This window comes from Streptomyces sp. LaPpAH-108, assembly GCF_000373625.1.
Lineage (GTDB): Bacteria > Actinomycetota > Actinomycetes > Streptomycetales > Streptomycetaceae > Streptomyces.
Genome location: NZ_KB891993.1, coordinates 128157 through 147345, shown reverse-complemented (window position 1 = coordinate 147345; position 19189 = coordinate 128157). Strand labels below are relative to the sequence as shown.

At 73.3% G+C, this 19189-nt stretch carries 17 protein-coding genes; 8 read left to right on the top strand and 9 right to left on the bottom strand.

Annotated features, from left to right (window positions below; translation table 11 throughout):
- Positions 1 to 13: 13 nt before the first annotated feature.
- Positions 14 to 1216 (bottom strand): serine hydrolase domain-containing protein, encoded by a 1203-nt coding sequence (locus tag B079_RS0112060; RefSeq protein WP_026248609.1) that lies wholly within the window; start codon positions 1214 to 1216, stop codon positions 14 to 16.
- Between the two features lie 308 nt (positions 1217 to 1524).
- Here B079_RS0112060 and B079_RS0112055 point away from each other — a divergent pair, with 308 nt between their 5' ends.
- Both B079_RS0112055 and B079_RS0112050 read left to right on the top strand, forming a co-directional pair.
- Positions 1525 to 3312, top strand: a complete 1788-nt coding sequence (locus B079_RS0112055) for a M4 family metallopeptidase (RefSeq protein ID WP_026248608.1) — start codon at positions 1525 to 1527, stop codon at positions 3310 to 3312.
- Positions 3313 to 3527: 215 nt separating this feature from the next.
- Positions 3528 to 4739 carry a GDSL-type esterase/lipase family protein gene (locus B079_RS0112050; RefSeq protein WP_018546056.1) on the top strand — a complete coding sequence of 404 codons (1212 nt, stop codon included), beginning with the start codon at positions 3528 to 3530 and terminating at the stop codon, positions 4737 to 4739.
- A gap of 24 nt (positions 4740 to 4763) precedes the next feature.
- On the opposite strand, the gene B079_RS0112045 is transcribed toward B079_RS0112050, so the two are convergent.
- Genes B079_RS0112045 through B079_RS0112035 form a run of 3 tightly spaced genes read right to left on the bottom strand, consistent with a single transcriptional unit; the run spans position 4764 to position 8247 of the window.
- Entirely contained in the window at positions 4764 to 5114 is a 351-nt protein-coding gene (locus B079_RS0112045; RefSeq protein ID WP_018546055.1) for a UBP-type zinc finger domain-containing protein, read from the bottom strand.
- A complete protein-coding gene (locus B079_RS0112040; RefSeq protein WP_018546054.1) occupies positions 5111 to 6574 on the bottom strand; it encodes an ATP-binding protein in 1464 nt (487 codons plus the stop codon). Before B079_RS0112040 ends, B079_RS0112045 begins: the two co-directional genes overlap by 4 nt.
- Positions 6571 to 8247 carry an FAD-dependent oxidoreductase gene (locus B079_RS0112035; protein ID WP_018546053.1) on the bottom strand — a complete coding sequence of 559 codons (1677 nt, stop codon included), beginning with the start codon at positions 8245 to 8247 and terminating at the stop codon, positions 6571 to 6573. Before B079_RS0112035 ends, B079_RS0112040 begins: the two co-directional genes overlap by 4 nt.
- A gap of 253 nt (positions 8248 to 8500) precedes the next feature.
- Here B079_RS0112035 and B079_RS0112030 point away from each other — a divergent pair, with 253 nt between their 5' ends.
- On the top strand, positions 8501 to 9379 hold the full coding sequence (locus B079_RS0112030; RefSeq protein ID WP_018546052.1) for a universal stress protein: 879 nt from the start codon (positions 8501 to 8503) through the stop codon (positions 9377 to 9379).
- Between the two features lie 208 nt (positions 9380 to 9587).
- Here the strand turns inward: B079_RS0112030 and B079_RS0112025 are convergent, their stop codons facing one another.
- On the bottom strand, positions 9588 to 10340 hold the full coding sequence (locus B079_RS0112025) for an MBL fold metallo-hydrolase (RefSeq protein ID WP_026248607.1): 753 nt from the start codon (positions 10338 to 10340) through the stop codon (positions 9588 to 9590).
- Positions 10341 to 10406: 66 nt separating this feature from the next.
- Positions 10407 to 11054: an alpha-ketoglutarate-dependent dioxygenase AlkB gene (locus B079_RS0112020; RefSeq protein WP_018546050.1), complete on the bottom strand. Its 648-nt coding sequence runs from the start codon at positions 11052 to 11054 to the stop codon at positions 10407 to 10409.
- Positions 11055 to 11165: 111 nt separating this feature from the next.
- On the opposite strand from B079_RS0112020, the gene B079_RS0112015 reads away from it, so the two are divergent.
- Both B079_RS0112015 and B079_RS0112010 read left to right on the top strand, forming a co-directional pair.
- Positions 11166 to 11789: a TetR/AcrR family transcriptional regulator gene (locus B079_RS0112015; protein WP_018546049.1), complete on the top strand. Its 624-nt coding sequence runs from the start codon at positions 11166 to 11168 to the stop codon at positions 11787 to 11789.
- A 27-nt stretch (positions 11790 to 11816) separates the two neighbouring features.
- On the top strand, positions 11817 to 13490 hold the full coding sequence (locus tag B079_RS0112010; RefSeq protein WP_018546048.1) for an FAD-binding dehydrogenase: 1674 nt from the start codon (positions 11817 to 11819) through the stop codon (positions 13488 to 13490).
- 16 nt (positions 13491 to 13506) lie between these two features.
- Here the strand turns inward: B079_RS0112010 and B079_RS0112005 are convergent, their stop codons facing one another.
- On the bottom strand, positions 13507 to 13854 hold the full coding sequence (locus B079_RS0112005; protein ID WP_018546047.1) for a DUF488 domain-containing protein: 348 nt from the start codon (positions 13852 to 13854) through the stop codon (positions 13507 to 13509).
- 171 nt (positions 13855 to 14025) lie between these two features.
- Here B079_RS0112005 and B079_RS0112000 point away from each other — a divergent pair, with 171 nt between their 5' ends.
- A complete protein-coding gene (locus tag B079_RS0112000) occupies positions 14026 to 15459 on the top strand; it encodes a M1 family metallopeptidase (protein ID WP_018546046.1) in 1434 nt (477 codons plus the stop codon).
- Between the two features lie 48 nt (positions 15460 to 15507).
- Here B079_RS0112000 and B079_RS0111995 read toward each other — a convergent pair whose 3' ends face one another.
- Positions 15508 to 16728 carry a saccharopine dehydrogenase family protein gene (locus tag B079_RS0111995; protein WP_018546045.1) on the bottom strand — a complete coding sequence of 407 codons (1221 nt, stop codon included), beginning with the start codon at positions 16726 to 16728 and terminating at the stop codon, positions 15508 to 15510.
- Between the two features lie 131 nt (positions 16729 to 16859).
- Here B079_RS0111995 and B079_RS0111990 point away from each other — a divergent pair, with 131 nt between their 5' ends.
- The gene (locus tag B079_RS0111990; protein WP_018546044.1) at positions 16860 to 17609 is read left to right on the top strand and encodes a TetR/AcrR family transcriptional regulator; all 750 of its coding nucleotides are present in this window, start codon (positions 16860 to 16862) and stop codon (positions 17607 to 17609) included.
- Here the strand turns inward: B079_RS0111990 and B079_RS0111985 are convergent.
- Positions 17575 to 18459: a LysR family transcriptional regulator ArgP gene (locus B079_RS0111985; RefSeq protein WP_018546043.1), complete on the bottom strand. Its 885-nt coding sequence runs from the start codon at positions 18457 to 18459 to the stop codon at positions 17575 to 17577. The two genes, B079_RS0111990 and B079_RS0111985, sit on opposite strands and share 35 nt — an antisense overlap.
- Positions 18460 to 18536: 77 nt before the next feature.
- Here B079_RS0111985 and B079_RS0111980 point away from each other — a divergent pair, with 77 nt between their 5' ends.
- Positions 18537 to 19154 (top strand): LysE/ArgO family amino acid transporter, encoded by a 618-nt coding sequence (locus tag B079_RS0111980; RefSeq protein WP_018546042.1) that lies wholly within the window; start codon positions 18537 to 18539, stop codon positions 19152 to 19154.
- The last annotated feature ends 35 nt before the right edge of the window (positions 19155 to 19189 follow it).

Genomic DNA, 19189 nt, shown 5'->3' with positions numbered 1-19189 from the left:
CTGCTGCTACTGCCTACTGCCGCAGGTCCCCCTCGCGCTCGTGCAGCATCGCGCCGCGCCGCGCCGACTTGGCCGGCTTGCCGCAGAACGCCGACTCCAGGGTGCCCGCGAGCGTGTCCAGGACCTTGCCGTTGTTGGAGGTGTTGACCAGCGCGGTCAGGCTGCGGCCACCGTCCTTGCTGGTGAACGCGTAGGTGTAGTAGCCCTGTACGGCACCCGTGTGGCCGTAGACCGAGATTCCGCAGGACAGGTCGCGGCGTCGCAGTCCGAGGCCGTAGGCCGTGGTGCTGTTGACCTTGGTGAAGCGCTCCATCTCGGCGAGGCGCGCGGAGGAGAGCAGCCGCCCGCCCACCAGCGCGGAGTAGAAGGTGTTGAGGTCCTTGGCGGTGGAGATGATCGCGCCCGCGCTCTGCGCCCAGGACACGGTCTGGTCGGTCGCGTCGACCAGTGCGGCACCGGCCTTGTCGGGGGTGAGATAGCCGCGCGCGTACCGGCCGGGGATCTTGGTGTCGGGGTGGACGTAGAAGGTGTCGGCCAGCTTCAGCGGCTTGATGACGCGGCTTTGGTACTCGGTCCTCACGGAGTGCCCGGTCAGCTTCTCGATGAGCAGGCCCGCCACCACGAAGTTGGTGTTGGAGTAGGAGTAGGCCGCGCCGGGGGCGTTGGTGCGCGGCTTCTTCAGGGAGAGCGCGACCAACTGGCGGTAGGTGAAGACCTTGTCGCGCACGCTCTCGAAGCCGGAGACGCTCTGGGCGAACATGTCGTTGCTGAAGTCGTACAGACCGCTGCGGTGGTTCAGCAGATGGCGGACCGTGATCCGGTCGTCCGGGAGCAGCCCGGGCAGATAGTGGTTCACCGGGGAGTCCAGGTCGAGCTTGTGCTCGTCGGCCAGTTGCAGCAGGACGACCGTCGAGAAGGTCTTGGTGACGCTGCCGATCCGGAAGCGGTCCCCGGTGCTCATGGGCCGCTTCGTGCCCCGGTCCGCGAGGCCCCGGCTGATGAGATACGTCCTGCCGTGGTCGTCGATCCGGGCGGCGGCGCCCGGCGCGCCCTGCTCCCGCGCGGTGCGCAGCACCTTGTCGACGCCGACCGTGTCGGGTGCCGGGAGCGCCGCCGCGCGGCCCGGTGCCTCGCCCGCCGCCCACGCCGGGACCGCGAGGAGAGACAGCGCGACCGCTCCGAGTACCGCACCCCTGCCCACCGTTGCTGAGACCATCCGGTTCCCACTCCTCGTCCACGCGGTTGTTGATGCGACATCGGTCACATTCCGGCCTGGAACCTAGGGGATTGCGCCGGAATCCCGCGCTCCGACACACACATGGTCAATCACTGATCACTCTGTGACGTATATTCGCAAAGGATTGTCATAGGGAACCGCGAAATGGATCATTCCGTGTTTACGTGACCATGACTCATCCGGAAGGGTGAACCCCAGGCCCGACCTGGGCCTCCTGGTGCTCAACAGTGCCATGTCACAAGGCGGTTGGCAGGTCCGGCCGCCTTCGGACGAAGGAACCCTTCCTCGTGCGCAGACCGCACATACGCAGCGTGGCCGTCGCCGTCGCGGTGACGACGGCCGCCACCGGCCTGGCCGGCACGGCCCTCGCGGGCCCCGACCCGGTGGACGTACGGTCCGTCCTCAGTACCGCGCGCACCGCCCCGGTGGTCCATGCCGCGAGCGCCGCGGCCTTCGCCCACGCGGCCGAGACCGGCGTCGCCACCGGCGACGAACTCGACCCGCAGGACGTCATGTTCGACCCCGAGGGCGGTCGTCACGTGCGCTTCACGCGCACCCACGACGGACTCCCGGTCCTCGGCGGCGACCTCGTCGTCCACCTCGACCGGCAGCTCGGCTACGCGGGCGTCACCCGCGCCGCCGACCACGCGGTCCGCCCCGCCACCACCGACGCCGAGGTGACCCCGGCCCAGGCGGCGAGCGCCGCCGCCCAGGCCGCCGGTGGCCAGGCGGGCACCCCGCAGCTGGTGGTGGACGCCCGCGGCGGCTCCGCCCACCTCGCCTACCAGGTGACCGTGACCGGCAGCACCCTCGACGATGACGGTGGTTCCCACACGGTCGTCGTGGACGCCCTCACCGGCACCGTGCGCAGCGACACCCCCGACGCCGACGAGTTCATCTCGCCCAAGCTGGTCAAGGCCATGCGCAGCCACGGCGAGACCATCGCCCCGCCCACCGGCACCGGCACCGCCGCCGCGGCGAGCCCGCTCGTCGCCGGGGTGGCCGCCGCGAAGTACCCGGCCACCGCGCACGGCACCGGCAAGACCCTCTTCGTGGGCAGCGTCGGCCTGACGACCACGCAGACCTCGAAGGGACACTTCCAGCTCAAGGACCCGAGCCGGTACGGCACCGAGACCCGCGACGCCAAGAACCGCATGTCGGAGACCTTCGGCTCCGGCACCAAGATCACCGGCACCAGCAACGTGTGGGGCAACGGCAAGACGACGAGCCGCAACAGCGCCGCCGCCGACGCCCAGTACGGCATCTCCAAGACGCTGGACTTCTACCGCACGACCTTCAACCGCAAGGGCATAGCCGGGGACAGCAAGCCCGCCCGCGCGATGGTCCACTGGGGCCGCTCGGTCGCCAACGCCTTCTGGGACTCCGCGTGCGGCTGCATGCTGTACGGCGACGGCGACGGCGACATGATCAAGAAGCCGCTCGTCGTGCTCGACGTCACCGGCCACGAGCTGACCCACGGCGTCGTCGACGCCACGGCCAAGCTGGAGCCGACCTTCGTCGACCGCAACGGCAACCAGTACGGCGAACCCGGCTCCCTCAACGAGTCGCTGGCCGATATCTTCGGCTCCAACGTCGAGTTCTACGCGAACAACGCCAAGAACCCGCCGAACTACCTCATCGGCGAGAAGCTGGGCCTCAAGCAGAAGTTCCTGCGCCGCCTGGACCACCCGTCGCTGGACAAGCTGGAGCAGACCGTCGACTACTGGTCGCCCGAGGTCTACTCCACCGAGGTGCACGCCGGTTCCGGCGTCTCCTCGCACGCCTACTACCTCCTCGCGGAGGGCAGCGGCAAGAAGACGATCAAGGGAGTCGCCTACAACTCCCCGACCTACGACGGCGCTTCCGTCAAGGGCATCGGCCGCACCAAGGCCACCGCCGTCTTCTACCGCGCCCTGACCCGCTACATGGTCTCCTCCACCGACTTCCACGACGCGCGCGTCGCGACGCTGAAGGCGGCCAAGGACCTGTACGGCGCGAGCAGCACCGAGTACAAGGCCGTGAACCGGGCGTGGGCGGCGGTCAACGTCACCGAGGCCAACACCCCCACCTCCTGAGACACGGCGGTCGTACGCCGCCGTACGACCGCCCCGCAGGACCCCCGGATGCCCCGCCCCGCGCGGGGCATCCGCACGTCCGGCGCCCGGCCGCGCGGCCCACCGACATGCGCGCGCCCGCTTTCCGGTGGGACGATGACTGGCGTGGGGTACGCGGAAGCGTCCCGGCCGGTCCGGGAGTTCGGCGCACCGGCCGCTGCCCGGGAGCGGGCCCGGTGACCGGCCGCCTGGGCCGCGCCTGCCGCAGCGCCGCCGTCCTGCTGGCCGCCCTCGCCGTACAGGCCCCGATCCTCCAGGCCGCCGCCCGTCCCAGCGGGGACACCGCCCACGCCCTCGGCGTCGTCACCTGGGCCGCGGGCGCCGAACGCCTCGGGCACGGCGGCGCCGACCGCAGCTACCGTCTCCTCGTACGCACCAGCGTCGGCGGCAGCGAGCTGCGCGTCCGCCTCTCCAACGCCTTCGGGGACCGCCCGCTGCGCGTGAACGCCGTCCGCGCGGGCCTGAGTGAGCGGGGCGCGGCCGTGCGCGACAACCGGCCGCTCGCCTTCCACGGCCGTGCGTCCGTCACGATCCCCCGGGGCGCCGTCGTCTGGAGCGACCCGCTGCGCGGCCGTGTCCCCGCCGGGGCCCTGCTCGCCGTCAGCCTGCACACCCCGGACGCCACAGGACCCGCCACCGGCCACGCGCTGGCCCTGCGCACCTCGTACACCGCCCGGGGCGACCACACCGCCGACGACGGCGCCGCCCCCTGGACGCGCACCACGGACTCCTGGTGGTACCTCGATGCCGTCGCCGTACGCCCCGACCGGCCCGCCACCGGTGCGGTCGCCGTGCTCGGCGACTCCATCACCGACGGCTGGGGCTCCACCCCCGGCCGGGACCGGCGCTGGCCCGACCTGCTCGCGCGGCGCCTGGCCCGTACACCGCTCGCGGGCGTCGCCGGTGAGGGGATCTCCGGCAACCGGGTCCTGTCCGACGGCGGCGGCGGTCCCAGCGCCCTCGCGCGTCTGGACCGGGACGCGCTGGACCTGCCCGGCGTGCGTACCGTGATCCTCTTCGCGGGCGTCAACGACCTCAAGGCGGGTACCGGGGTCACGGCCGCCGAACTCGTCGCCGGGTACCGGGAGATCGTCCGGCGGGCGCACGCGGCGGGCAGGTGCGTGATGGGCGCGACCGTCGCCCCGTTTCGGGGCTGGCCGCAGTGGAGCCCGGGCGCCGAGGCCGTGCGCCGGGAGGTCAACGACCGCGTCCGCACCGGCGTCGGCTTCGACGCGGTGGCGGACTTCGACCGCGCCCTGCGCGACCCCCGGCGCCCCGAGCGGCTGCGGCCCGCCTACGACAGCGGGGACCATCTCCACCCGGACGACCGGGGGATGCGGGCGCTCGCCGACGCGATCGACCTCGACCGGCTGCGCTGCGCCCGCTGAACCCGGCTCTGCGTGAACGGCCCCTCAGCGCAGGGTCTGCGCCCAGTCCGCCGGAACGCGCCCCGCCGGACCTGGCACCGGCTGGTCGGCCGGATGGCTCTCCGGGGGCGCCAGTTCGGGACCTGAGCTGTAGATCTCGTTGGTGTCGTAGTCCCAGAACCAGCCCTCGCCCGGCTCGTAACTGCGGATCACCGGATGCCCGGTGGCCCGGAAGTGGGCGGTGGCGTGTTTGGCGGGCGAGTCGTCGCAGCAGCCGATGTGCCCGCACTGCGCGCAGCGGCGCAGATGGAACCACCAGCCGCCCGTCTTCTCGCACTCCACACAGCCCGTACCGCTCGGCGGCACACTCGGGTCGATGGCGTCCTCGGCGCTCATGCTGCCTCCTCGGGGGTCGGTCCGGGCGCCGGATCGGGCGCCTCGGCGGTCAGCGGAAGGAAGACCTGGAAGCGGGTGTCGCCCGGCACCGACTCGACCCGGAGCGTGCCGTGGTGCTTGTCGACGACGATCCGCCGCGAGATGTCGAGCCCGAGGCCGGTGCCCTCACCGAGCGGCTTGGTGGTGAAGAACGGATCGAAGACGCGCTCGCGCAGCTCGGCCGGAATCCCCGGCCCGGTGTCCCGCACCTCCACCAGCGCGCGGTCCCCCTCCCGCGTGGTCCGCACCGTCAGCCGCCCCGAACCGCCCATCGCCGAGACCGCGTTGTCGACCAGGTTGGTCCACACCTGGTTCAGCTCCGCCGGATACCCGGGCACCTCGGGCAGCGCGCCGTCGTACTCCCTGACCACCTCGATGTGCGGGCCGATCTTCGCCGACAGCATCAGCAGGGTGCTCTCCAGGAGTTCGCGCAGGTCCACCGGGCGGAACGGCGCCCGGTCGAGCTGCGCGTACTGCTTCGCCGCACCCACCAGGTGCGAGACCCGGGCGGTGGAGTCCTCGATCTCGTTCATCAGCAGCTCGGTCTCGACGGTCGACTCCAGCCAGCCCATCGCCCGGGGCACCACGTCCTCGCCCACCGCCGCCGCGACCTGCTCCAGCCAGTCGGTGTCCAGGCCCGCCTGCGTGAACGTCGGCGCGTACCGCACGGCCTGCTCGACGCCGTGGTCCTCCAGCCAGTCCGCGAGCGCGTCCTCCCGGTCCGCCGCCTCCAGCGGGCCGAGCGACGGCGCCTTCGCGACCCGCTCGGCCGTGCGCTCCTGGACCTCCACCAGGCGGGCCAGCGTGTCGCGGGACAGCGGCCCTTCGGCGATCAGGGCGAGCTTGTGCCGCATCTTCGCCACCCGCTCGCGCAGCGCGGAGGTCGCCCGCACCGCCGCCGAGGCCGGGTTGTTCAGCTCATGGGTCAGCCCCGCCGAGAGCGAGCCGAGCGCCAGCAGCCGCTCGCGCCGGGCCACCAGCGCCTGGGCGCTCTTCGAGCCGAAGAACAGCCCCTCCAGCAGATGCGTCGCCATCGGGAACCACTCGCGCATCACGGCCGCGAACGTCTCGGCGGGCAGCACGAAGAAACGGCTCGGCTCGGTCACCCGCATCGAGTTGTTGTACACCTGCCGCACCCGGTCCCCGAGATACGCCTGCATGGCGCCCGCGTACACCCCGCGCTGCGCGGTCCGGGTCACCTCCATGTCCTCGGCGCCGACCCGCCGCGACAGCACCACCGTGCCCTCGATCAGCACGTAGAAGCAGGTCGCGGGCGCGCCCTCGGCGTACACCGGGCCCGGCTCGAACAGCTCCACCCGGCCCTCCGCGCACAGCCGCCCCAACTGGCCGGGCGTCAGCTGGTCGAACAGGAACAGGCTGCCGATCTCCCCGGGACTGCACGGCAGCCGCTGCCCGCTCACGACTGCTCCAGATACCGGTGGACGAGCATGACGGCCATCGCACCCTCTCCCACGGCGGACGCGACCCGCTTGGCCGACTCCGCGCGCACATCGCCCGCCACGAACACGCCCGGCACATTGGTCTCCAGGTGGTACGGCGGCCGGTCCAGCTCCCAGCCGGGCGGTGGCGTCCCGTCGGGGGTCAGGTCCGGGCCCGCGAGCACGAAACCGCGCGCGTCGCGCAGCACGGTCCCGTCCAGCCAGCCGGTCAGCGGGGCGGCGCCGATGAACACGAACAGCCACTGCGCGTCGGCCTGTTCGGTCTCACCGGTTTCGGTGCCGCGCAGCGTCAGCCGCTCAAGACGGCCCTCGCCGTGCGCCGCCACGACCTCCGTGTGGCCGCGCACCGAGATGTTCGGGGCCTCCCCGATCTGCTGGACCAGATAGTGCGACATCGACGCCGACAGATCGGCGCCGCGGACCAGGAGCGTCACCGACTTGGCGACCCGCGAGAGGAACATCGCCGCCTGGCCCGCCGAGTTGGCGCCGCCCACGAGGTACACGTCCTGGTCCTGGCAGGAGGCCGCCTCGGTCAGCGCGGAGCCGTAGAACACCCCGCAGCCGGTCAGCTCCGTACAGCCCTCCGCCGCGAGGCGCCGGTACTGCACCCCGGTCGCCAGGATCACGCTGTGCGCCCCGACCGTCGAGCCGTCCGCGAACCGTACGATCCGCGCGGCCCCGCAGACCTCGAGGCCCGTCACCTCGCGCGTGGTCAGGAGCTCGGCGCCGAACCGGGCCGCCTGCCGCCGCGCCCGGTCGGTGAGCTGGGCACCGGAGACACCGTCAGGGAAGCCGAGGTAGTTCTCGATCCGGGAACTCTGCCCGGCCTGCCCACCCGTCGCCGAGCGCTCGACCAGCACGGTCCGCAGCCCCTCCGAGGCGCCGTACACGGCCGCCCCGAGCCCGGCCGGGCCGCCGCCGATCACCACCAGGTCGTAGAAGTCGGCCGTCGGGGTCGTCGCCAGGCCCACCCGGGCCGCCAGCTCCGGGGCCTCCGGCTCGACCAGCGCCGTACCGTCCGGGGTGATCACCAGCGGCAGCCGCCGTCCGTCCTGCCCGGCCGCCGCCAGCAGCCGCCGCCCCTCCGGCTCCTCGGCCGAGTACCAGCGGTAGGGCACCTGGTTGCGGGCCAGGAACTCCCGTACGTCCGAGGAGCGTGCCGACCAGCGGTGGCCCACCACCTTGGTGCTCGGCACCGGCCGGTGGTCGCTCGCGTGCCACGCCTGCAGCAGATCGTCCAGGACCGGGTAGAGCTTCTCCTCCGGCGGGTTCCACGGCTTGAGCAGATAGTGGTCCAGGTCCACCACGTTGATCGCGTCGATCGCCGCGCCGGTGTCCGCGTACGCCGTCAGCAGCACCCGGCGCGCCCACGGGTAGACGTCCATCGCCTCTTCGAGGAATTCGATGCCGTTCATCCGGGGCATCCGGTAGTCGGCGAGCAGCACCGCCACCTGGTCGCCGCGCAGCTTCAGCTCGCGCAGCGCGTCCAGCGCGGACGCGCCGGACTCCGCGCGCACGATCCGGTACGACTCGCCGTAGCGGCGCCTGAGGTCCCGGGCGACGGCGCGGGACACGCCCGGGTCGTCGTCCACGGTCAGGATGACCGTACGGGCGGCGTCGGTGGCCTGTGCCATGGGTCTCCCACCCCGAGCGGTCGGCTGCACGGGCTTCCTGCGGCGGTGGCACGGGAGCGGAACACCGCCTTCCGCCCATCGTAGGTGCGCCCGGCCCGCTTCGCCCCGGCGCCGGTCGGCCCTCGTCGCGGGTCCGGAGGTCCTGGTCCGCACGGCCGGTGTTCTGTGACAAGGTCATGACCGAGCGGCGCCCGTGCGGAGGGCGGCGCGCGGACGCGGTGAGAACGACGCGGTGACGACGAGGAGGCCACGCATGACACGCCCGATCACGGCCGGGGTGGACGGTACGCCGGAGAGCCTGGCGGCGCTGGACTGGGCGGCCAGGGAGGCCGTACGCCGGGGGCTGCCGCTGCGCGTGCTGCACGTCTGGCGCCATGTCGAGTCGCCCTCGGCCCCCGACCCGGTCGTGCAGCGGGGCTGGGCCGAGACCGCCGCCGCCGAGGCGGTGCGCACCGTCACCGAGCGGCATCCGCGGCTCGCCATCAGCCTGGAGGTGCCCGAGGGCGCCCCCGCCGAGACGCTGACGAAGGCCGCCGACGACGCCGAGCTGCTGGTGCTGGGCTCGCGCGGGCACGGCGGTGTGGTCGGCTTCCTGCTCGGCTCGGTGGGCGGCCGGGTCGTCGCCGAGGCGTCCCGGCCCGTGGTGCTGGTGCGCGCCGGGGACGAGGCCGCCTCGGAGGCCGCCGGGCGCGAGATCGTCGTCGGCCAGGACGGCACCCCGGAGGAGAGCGCCGCCGCGCTCGGCTTCGCCTTCGAGACGGCCGCCGCACGCGGCGCCACCGTCCGCGTCGTCCGCGCCTGGACCCTGCCGCCCGTCTTCGCCTACAGCCCCGCCTCCCTGAAGCTCCTGGACGACGCGGGCGGCCTGGAGCCCTACGAGCGCAAGGCCCTCACCGAGGCGGTGCAGCCCTGGCGCGAGCGCTACCCCGACGTGTCCGTCTCCGAGCACGTGGAGATGGGCAGCGCGGGCCAGGTCCTGCTGTCGGTGTCCGGGGGAGCGCAGCTGGTCGTCGTCGGCCGCCGCCCCCGGCACACCTCGGTGGGCGCCCGGGTCGGCTCGGTGGCCCACGGGGTGCTGCACCACGCGCCGTGCCCGGTCGCGGTGGTGCCGGGGGTGGCGTCGGAGGAGTGAGCCGGGCGCGGGAGTCCGGCGGCGGCCGGGTGCCGCCGAACGGCCCGGTGCGTCACGTTCCGCCGGGGAGCGGCCGGTGCGCGCGGTGGGTCACGGCCGCCCGGGGAAGGGTCGGTGTGCGCGGTGGGTCACGGCCGCCCGGGGAGGGGCCGGTGCCCGCGGCGGATCACCGCCGCCCCGTCGGCTGCTCCCGGTCGTCCCGGGGGCGTCACCCCTGTCCCGCCCGCTCCCCGGCCAGTTTCGCCGCCTCCCGGACCGGCCCCCGGTGCACCGGACCGTGCCCGGGTAGCAGCGTGTCGCCCTCCAGGCCGGCGATCAGGTCCAGGGAGGCCACGGCGCGCCGCCGCTCGTGGTGGAAGAAGTCGGCCAGGAGCTGGGGGCCCTTCACCCGGGAGATCGCGTGCCCGGTGACCAGCGCGTCCCCGGTGATCACGACGCCCAGGCGCGGCAGATGGTAGACGCAGTGGCCGTCCGTGTGGCCCGGGGTGTGTACCGGGACCGGGTTCCCTGGCAGGTCGAGCGCGCCCTCGGCGGGGAACGGCTCGGGCGCGGTGACGGGGTGGCGCTCAAGGCCGCCCACCTGGACGAGGTGCACCGCCCACGAGAGGACCCGGGGCCGCCAGGCGTTGCGCACCACGTCCCCGACCGTGGCCTGCTGAAGGAACTCCCGCCGCGCGTGCGGGACTTCGGCCGGGTGCAGCTGAACCGGCGTGCCGTACGCGGAACGCAGGTGCTCCGCCGAGCCCAGGTGGTCGTTGTGCGCGTGGGTGATCAGTACGGCGGCCACCGCCTCCGGTGAACTCCCCACCGCCGCAAGGGACTCCAGCAGTCCCGTGCGGTCACCCGGATACCCGGTGTCCACCAGGGTCACCGCGTCCCCGTCCTTGAGGATCACCCAGTTGGTGTGGTGGCCGTGCACCAGGTAGGTGCCGTCGGCCACTTGGTGTACCTCTGCGCGCATCCGCCCGCCGTCCCTTCGCTGTTGAACCGTCGGTGACACCCAAGCAGACGGAGGGCCGCGGACGTGTCAGCGCACTCCGTGCGGACGGAACTGCACGCTGATCCGGGGCCCCGCCGCGCGGGCGGTCTTCGGCACGCAGTGCTCCCAGGTGCGCTGGCAGGAGCCGCCCATCACGATCAGGTCGCCGTGTCCCAGCGGCCGTCGCACGGTGGCCGCGCCGCCACCGCCGCCGTCGGCCGGGCGCAGCAGCAGGTCCCGGGGCGCCCCGACGGAGAGGATCGCGACCATGGTGTCCGCCCGCGCCCCGCGTCCGATCCGGTCGCCGTGCCAGGCCACGCTGTCGCGCCCGTCGCGGTAGAAGCACAGCCCGGCCGTCGTGAACGGCTCGCCCAGCTCGGCCGCGTAGTGCGCGGTGAGCGCGGCGCGGGCCTCGTCGAGCACGGGGTGGGGGAGCGGATCGCGCTGCTTGTAGAAGGCGAGCAGGCGGGGCACCGCCACCACGTTGTCGTACATCTTCCGTCGCTCCGCCCGCCAGGGGACCTCGGCGGCGAGCCGTTCGAACAGCGTGTCCGCGCCGCTCAGCCAGCCCGGCAGCACGTCGATCCAGGCGCCCGCCCCGAGCGCGGTACGGCGCAGACCGCCGAGCGGACCGAGCCGGAGGTCGTCGGTCTGGTCGAACAGGGAGCCCTGGAGGTGTCTGGAGAGGGGGGACATGGGGTCAGCGTATCCCTGAATCGAAAATACGTTCCATTTACGAATCCGGACCGGCCTCTTTCGATACATCGATGTATCGAATACATTTCTGTATCGAACGGAGGTGGCACCATGACGGACGGCCTAGCCACTCCTCGCGTCACCAGACGCCGCGCCAGGACCCGCGCCGACCTGCTCGCCGCCGCCTTCGCGGTGTTCGCGGCCAAGGGATTCGGGCGGGTCTCCATCGAGGAGGTCTGCGAGGCGGCCGGGTACAGCCGGGGTGCCTTCTACTCGAACTTCGCCACCCTGGACGAGCTGTTCTTCGCCCTCTACCAGGAGCGCGCCGACCTCATCGCCGCCCAGGTCGCGGGCGCCCTCGCCCAGGACGGCCCCGGACTCGACGTACCGGCCTGCGTCGACCGTGTCGCCGAGACGCTGTTGCTCAATGTGGACTGGCTGCTGGTGAAGACCGACTTCCTGGTGCACGCGGCCCGCGACCCGGACACCGCCCGTGCCCTGCTCGACCACCGTGCCCGGCTGCGCGAGGCGGTCGCCGACCGGCTACGAAGGGCCCAGGGCCACGCCGAGCTGCCCGCCGTGCTCGGCGACGCCGACGGCGCGGCCCACGCGGTCGTCGCCGCCTACGACGGCGTCACCACCCAGCTGCTGCTTGACAAGGACGTGCCCGCCGCACGCGCCTGGCTGAAACAGCTCCTCACCGCCCTGCTGACCGATGGCAGCCGGACCTCCTGACCCACCCGACGGAAGGACACGCACACCATGGACGCGGACGCGATAGTCGTCGGAGCGGGCCTCGCCGGCCTGGTCGCCGCGCACGAACTCACCAGCCGGGGACGGAAGGTGGCCCTGCTCGACCAGGAGAACGCCGCCAACCTCGGCGGCCAGGCGTACTGGTCCTTCGGCGGCCTCTTCCTGGTCGACTCGCCCGAACAGCGCCGTCTCGGCGTCAAGGACTCCCTGGACCTCGCCTGGAACGACTGGCGGGGCAGCGCCCAGTTCGACCGCATCGAGGACGAGGACTCCTGGGCGGTGCGCTGGGCCCGCGCCTACGTCGAGTTCGCCGCGGGGGAGAAGCGCCCCTGGCTGCGCGGCCACGGCATCGAGCTGCTGCCCACCGTCGGCTGGGCCGAGCGCGGCGACCTGCGCGCGGACGGCCACGGCAACTCCGTACCCCGCTTCCACATCGCCTGGGGCACCGGCACCGGCGTGGTCGAACCCTTCGTCCGCTACGCCCGCGAGGCCGCGCGCGACGGGCTGCTCACCTTCCACCACCGCCACCGCGTGGACGAACTCCTCGTCCAGGACGGCGCGGTGTGCGGCGTGCGCGGCACCCTGCTCGCCCCCGACGACTCCCCGCGCGGCGTCGCCTCCAGCCGCGAGGCCGTCGGCGACTTCGAGCTGACCGCCGGAGCCGTGATCGTCACCAGCGGCGGCATCGGCGCCGACCACGACCTGGTCCGCCGCTACTGGCCCGAACGGCTCGGCACGCCCCCCGCCAAGATGGTCACCGGCGTCCCCGCCTACGTCGACGGCCGGATGCTCGACATCACCGCCGGGGCGGGCGCCCGCCTGGTCAACCGCGACCGGATGTGGCACTACACCGAGGGCATCGCCAACTGGAACCCCGTCTGGCCCGGCCACGGCATCCGCATCCTGCCCGGCCCCTCCTCCATCTGGCTCGACGCACTGGGCCGCCGCCTGCCCGACCCCTGCCTGCCCGGCTACGACACGCTCGGCACGCTGCGCCAGCTGCGCACCACCGAGGACATCGCCGGGTACGACCACTCCTGGTTCGTCCTCACCCGCAAGATCGTGGAGAAGGAGTTCGCGCTCTCCGGCTCCGAGCAGAACCCCGACATCACCGCCAAGGACCGCAAGGCCGTGCTCCGCGACCGGCTGCTCGGCAAGGGCGCCCCCGGCCCCGTACAGGCCTTCCTCGATCACGGCGCCGACTTCGTCACCGCGCGCACCCTGGAGGACCTGGTCGGCAAGATGAACGGCCTCACCGGCAAGTCCCTCCTGGACGCCGCCGAGGTGCGCCGCCAGATCGAGGCCCGCGACCTCCAGCTCGCCAACCCCTACAGCAAGGACTCCCAGATCCAGGGCATCCGCAACGCCCGCCGCTACATCGGGGACCGCCTCGGCCGCGTCGCCGCCCCGCACCGCATCCTCGACCCGGAGGCGGGCCCGCTCATCGGCGTACGGCTCAGCGTCCTCACCCGCAAGACCCTCGGCGGCATCCAGACCGACCTGGACTCCCGCGCCCTCGGCCCGGACGGCACCCCGGTCGGCGGACTGTACGCGGCCGGAGAGGTCGCCGGGTTCGGCGGCGGCGGGGTCCACGGCTACAACGCGCTGGAGGGCACCTTCCTCGGCGGCTGCCTCTTCTCGGGGCGCGCGGCGGGACGGGCGGCGGCGCAGGAGATGGCCTGAGGCCCCCTGGGGCCGCTCACCGCTGAAGCAGCTCCAACAGCACCTCCGCCTGGCTGCTCTCCGTGTGCTTCGTCGCCGTGAGCAGCGTGACCGGACCTTCCCGGACCGCCTTCCTGAGGCCGTCGAGCGCCGCGGCGGCCTCAGGGGCGGTCAGCTCGTGCTCGTAGCGGCGCCGGAACTCGTCGAAGGAGCCGCCGTCGTGGTACCAGTGGCGCAGCTCCGTCGACGGGGTCAGCGCCTTGGGCCACTCGTCCAGCTGGGCCTCCTCCTTGGAGACCCCGCGCGGCCACAGCCGGTCCACCAGCACGCGCAGTCCGTCGTCCGGCTCCGGCGGGTCGTAGATCCTGCGCACACGCACGCTCATGACCGGGCTCCCTCGGACGGTCGGGGGGACGCGTCCTGCGAGCGTACTGCGGGCAGGGCCGCGCCGCCGTACGGATCACAGCGCGTGACTTGACCCGCGCCGGGGCGAAACCCCGGGGCCCGCGCCCTACCCTGTGGACGAAGCGATCATCGCCGGACCCGAGGAGCGCACGTGAGGCCACCCCGCAGATCCGCCGCCCGACGCACCACGGTCCTCAGCCGCGAGGCGGTCCTGCTCACCGTGCCCGCCGTGCTCGCGGCCCTGCTCGGCGCCGCCGCACCCGCCGGGTCCGCCGGGACCGCGAAGCCGGGCGCACCGGGCGCGGGCGACGCCTACTTCCCGCTCAGCGGCAACGGCGGCTACGACGTGAACCATTACGACCTCACCCTCCGCTACGACGTCGCCTCCCGGCACCTCGACGGCAAGGCCGTCCTCACCGCCCGCGCCACCCAGGACCTCAGCCGCTTCGACCTCGACCTGAAGGGCCTGAGCGTCACCGGCGTCACCGTGGACGGCAGCGCCGCCCGCTTCACCCGCGACGGCCAGGAACTCGTCGTCACCCCGCGCCACGCCCCGCGCAAGGGGCGGGACTTCCGCGTCACCGTCACCTACCGGGGCACACCGAAGCCCGTCACCGACCCGGACGGCTCACCCGACGGCTGGATCCCCACCGACGACGGCGCCTTCGTCGCGAACCAGCCGCAGGGCGCCATGACCTGGTTCCCGTCGAACAGCCACCCCACGGACAAGGCGACCTACGACTTCACCGTCACCGTCCCCAAGGGCTACACGGCCGTCGCCAACGGCGTGCTGCGCGGACAGAGCACCGCGCACGGCCTGACCACCTTCCGCTGGCACGCGGCCGACCCCATGGCCGCCTATCTGGCCACCGCCACCGTCGGCACATTCCAGACCGAGAGCTTCACGACCCGCGACGGGGTGAAGGTCTACAACGCCGTCGACGCGCGTGAGGCCAAGAAGGCCGCGCCCGTGCTCAAGAAGCTGCCCTCCGTGCTGGAGTGGGAGAGCAAGCTCTTCGGCCCGTACCCCTTCCGCGCGGCGGGCTCCATCGTCGACCACGCGCCCAGCGTCGGCTACGCCCTGGAGACCCAGACGCGGCCCGTCTACTCCTCCGCGCCCGACATGGACACCCTCGTCCACGAGAGCGCCCACCAGTGGTTCGGCGACTCCGTCTCGCTGACGAGCTGGAAGGACATCTGGCTCAACGAGGGGTTCGCCAGCTACGCCGAGTGGCTCTACAACGAGCAGCATGGCGGCGACAGCGCCCAGAAGACCTTCGACGCCCTCTACGCCCGCCCGGCCAAGGACGGCCTGTGGGCCTACCCGCCCGGCGACCCGGGAAGCGGGAAGAACATCTTCGGCGACCCCGTGTACGAGCGGGGTGCCATGGCCCTGCACGAGCTGCGCCGGGCCGTCGGCGACAAGACGTTCCTCCGCATCCTGCGCGCCTGGGCCGACGCCCACCGCGCCGGGCACGGTACGACCGCCCAGTTCACCCGGCTGGCGCAGCGGGAGTCCGGCAAGGACGTGGGCCCGCTGCTGCACACCTGGCTGTACGCGAAGGGCAAGCCCGCCCGCGCCTGAGCCCGGCGCCGGACAGGGTGCACGTCCCGGCGCGCGTCCCGGCGCGCCTCACTGCTCGCGCAGGCCCCACGGCGAGCCGTACGCGGTGAGCAGATCGAGGAAGGGCCGGGCCGGGAACGCCTCGGGACCGAGGACGCCCCGGCCCGACCACGCGCCCGTGGCGAGGAGTTCGAGGGCGACGACCGGGTTCACCGCCGTCTGCCACACCACCGCCTGACAGCCGTACTCCGCCATCGACCACTCGTTGTCGACCACGTGGTACAGATACACCTCGCGCGGCGCCCCGTCCTTGGTGCCGCGCACCCAGGTGCCCGCGCAGGTCTTGCCGCGCATCCGGTCGCCCAGCGTCGCCGGGTCGGGCAGCCCCGCGGCCACCACGTCACGCGGCGAGACCCGCACCGGGCCGTCCGGGCCCGGCACGGTCACCGGGGTGGTGCGGTCCAGGCCCAGCTGGTGCAGCGTGCGCAGCGTGTCGGTGAACTCCCGGCCGAGCCCGTACTTGAAGGTGACCCGCTCCGCGCCCACCCAGCGGGGCATCAGCAGCACCTCCTCGTGCTCGACGTTCACGCACTCCACCGGGCCGATGCCCTCGGGGAAGTCGAACACCTCGGGCTCGCTGAACGGCTCGGTGGTGAACCAGCCCCGCCCGGACTCCCAGACCACCGGCGGGTTCAGGCACTCCTCGATGGTGGTCCAGATGCTGAAGGACGGTGCGAAGTCCAGGCCCTCCACGGTGAGATCGGCGCCGTCGCGGACCCCGATCTCCTCGATGGTGTCGAAGAGTTCGTCGGCCGCGTGCCGGGCGAACACGTCCGAGAGCCCCGGCTCCACGCCCATTCCCACGAGCGCTAGCAGCCCCGCCTCGGCCCACTGCCCGGCGAGCGCGAACTGCTCGTCGCCCAGCTTCACCCCGCACTCCTCGTACGGCCGCTCGGGATGCGGGCGGGACAGCGACATCGCCATGTCGAGATAGGTCGCCCCGGCGCCGTACGCCGCCCGGAACAGCGGCATCACGAACCTCGGGTCGGTGGCGTTCAGCAGCACGTCACAGCCGTGCCGGGCGAGCAGCGCGGACACCGCGGCCTCGTCCCCGGCGTCCACCTGGGCGGCCTCGAAACGGCCGCCCTCCGCGCCGAGGGCCGCGACGGCCGCCTCGGCACGGGCCAGGTCGTAGTCGGCCACCACCATCCGCTCGAAGAACGGACGGCGGGCCGCGATCCGGGTGACGGCGGTACCCACACCGCCGGCTCCCACGAGCAGTACACGCATGACGGAAAACTCCCTGCCTGACACGGACGGAAACGACGACTCGGCAGGCGCGCCTTGGCCCGTATGGAACGCCTGCCGGTGCCGTAAGGTCAATGGTGTTGGCATAAGAGCGGCCGCGAGGAGGCTACGCCGTGCCCAAACCCGTCGTCCCCGAGGAGCGGCGCCGCAGGCGGCGGCCCACGCGCGGCGGCACCGTGCTCTCCGAGGAACTGATCGTCACCACCGCGCTGCGGCTGCTGCGCGAACACGGCAGCACCGGCCTCACCGCCCGCCGTCTCGGCCTCGCGCTCGACTGCGACCCGAGTACCCTCTACCGGTACTTCCGGGGCATGGACGACCTCACCCTGGCCATCGGCGACGCGCTCATCGGACAGGCCCTGGACGGCTGGGAACGCACCGGGGAGTGGCGCACCGACCTGCGCACGATCGGGCTGCGCATCTACACCGTCTACGTCGACCACCCCCAGGCCGCCGTGCTCACGGCCGGACGCGTCACCGGGCGGGTCCATGAACTGGCCGCCGACGAGGCCGTGTTGGACGTGCTCGCCGGGGCCGGGTTCTCCCTCCCGGAGACGGTCCGCGTCTACCACGCCTTCATCGACCAGACGCTGGCCTTCGCCGCCCTGGACGCCGCGACCCTGGCCCTGCCCAGCGCCTCCCAGCGCGCCGACGAGGAGCAGTGGCAGTCGACGTACGCCCGGCTGCCCCGCGCCACCCACCCACGCATCGCGGAGGCCGCCCCGCTGCTGGCCCGGCGGATGGTGCACAGCGCCTATCCGACGGCGCTGGAGATGCTGCTGGACAGCGCGACCGCGAGACTCGGCTCTGCGGGCGCCACCGTCCCGCTCAGCGCCGCAGCGCGCCCGCGGCCGTCTCGCTGACCGCGTCCGCCATTGCCGCCAGGGCGGGGGAGTCGAGCTTCCACTGCTGCCAGTAGAGGGTCACGTCCACCCAGGCGTCCGGCGCGAGCGGCACCAGGCGCCCGTCGGCCAGCAGCGGCAGCGCCTGCGGCTCCGGGATCAGGCCCCAGCCGAGCCCCGCGACGACCGCCTGGAGGAAGCCCTCCGAGGTCGGGATGCGGTGCCGCAGCGGGCCCGCGCCGGTGCCGCCCAGCGAGCGGACGAAGCCGTCCTGGAGCCGGTCCTTGAGGTCGAAGGTCACCACCGGGACCTCGGTCAGCGCCTCGGCGAGCGGCCCCTCGGGCAGCCGGGCGGCGAACTTTGGTGCGGCGGCCGGGAGATAGCGCAGCCGTCCGAGCGGGCGCACCGAGCAGCCCGGCACCGGGTCGGGCGCGGTGGTCACCGCCGCCATCACCAGGCCCTCGCGCAGCAGTGCCGCCGTGTGGCCCTCGTCCTCGCGGTGCAGCTCGAAACAGAGCCCGGACACCCGGGTCAGCGCGCCGAAGAACCAGGTGGCCAGCGAGTCCGCGTTCACCGCGACCGACACGCGCGCGGGCTCCCCGGCCCCGCTCAGGCCCAGCTCGCGGCGCGTGTCCCGCTCCAGGCGGGCCAGCTGACGGGCGTAGCGCACCAGCACCGCGCCGGACTCGGTCGGCCGGACCGGTTTGGTCCGCTGGAGCAGGACCCGGCCGGTGCGCTGCTCCAGCGCCTTGACCCGCTGGCTCACCGCCGACGGCGTCACATGCAGGGTCGCAGCCGCCGCGTCGAAGGTGCCCTCGTCCACCACGGCGAGCAGCGTCCGCACCTGGTCCAGAGGGAGGTCCGGCATCATGAGAACATCACAAGCGCTAAGGATACGTAAGAATCTTTAGCTGTACGCGCGGTGATCCGTTCCTTAGCGTCGGCAGCATGAACCACGCCCTGACCGCCGCGGTCGCCGGATTCGGTACCGGCCTCTCCCTGATCGTCGCCATCGGTGCCCAGAACGCCTTCGTCCTGCGCCAGGGGATACGCCGCGACGCCATCCTCGCCGTGATCGGCATCTGCGCCCTCTCCGACGCCGTGCTGATCGCGCTCGGCGTCGGCGGGGTCGGCGCCCTGGTGACCGCGTGGCCGGACGCGGTGCGCGCCGTGGGTGTGATCGGCGGCCTGTTCCTGATCGGCTACGGCGTCCTCGCCGCCCGCCGCGTCCTCAGGCCGGGCGGCACCGGGCTGCGCGCCGAGGGCGACGCGGCGGGCTCGCGCAGGCGCGCGGTGCTCACCTGTCTCGCGCTGACCTGGCTCAACCCGCACGTCTATCTCGACACCGTCTTCCTGCTCGGCTCGCTCGCCGCCGACCGGGGCCCGCTGCGCTGGACCTTCGGGCTCGGCGCGGCCCTCGCCAGCCTGTGCTGGTTCGCCGCCCTCGGCCTGGGCGCCCGGCTGCTCGGCCGGGTCCTGGCCCGGCCCGCCGCCTGGCGGGTGCTCGACGGCGTCATCGCCGCCACGATGCTCGGCCTCGGTGCGGCCCTGCTCGCCGGGTCCTGAGCCCGGTACCGGGAACGGCCGGGGCGGTATCCGGC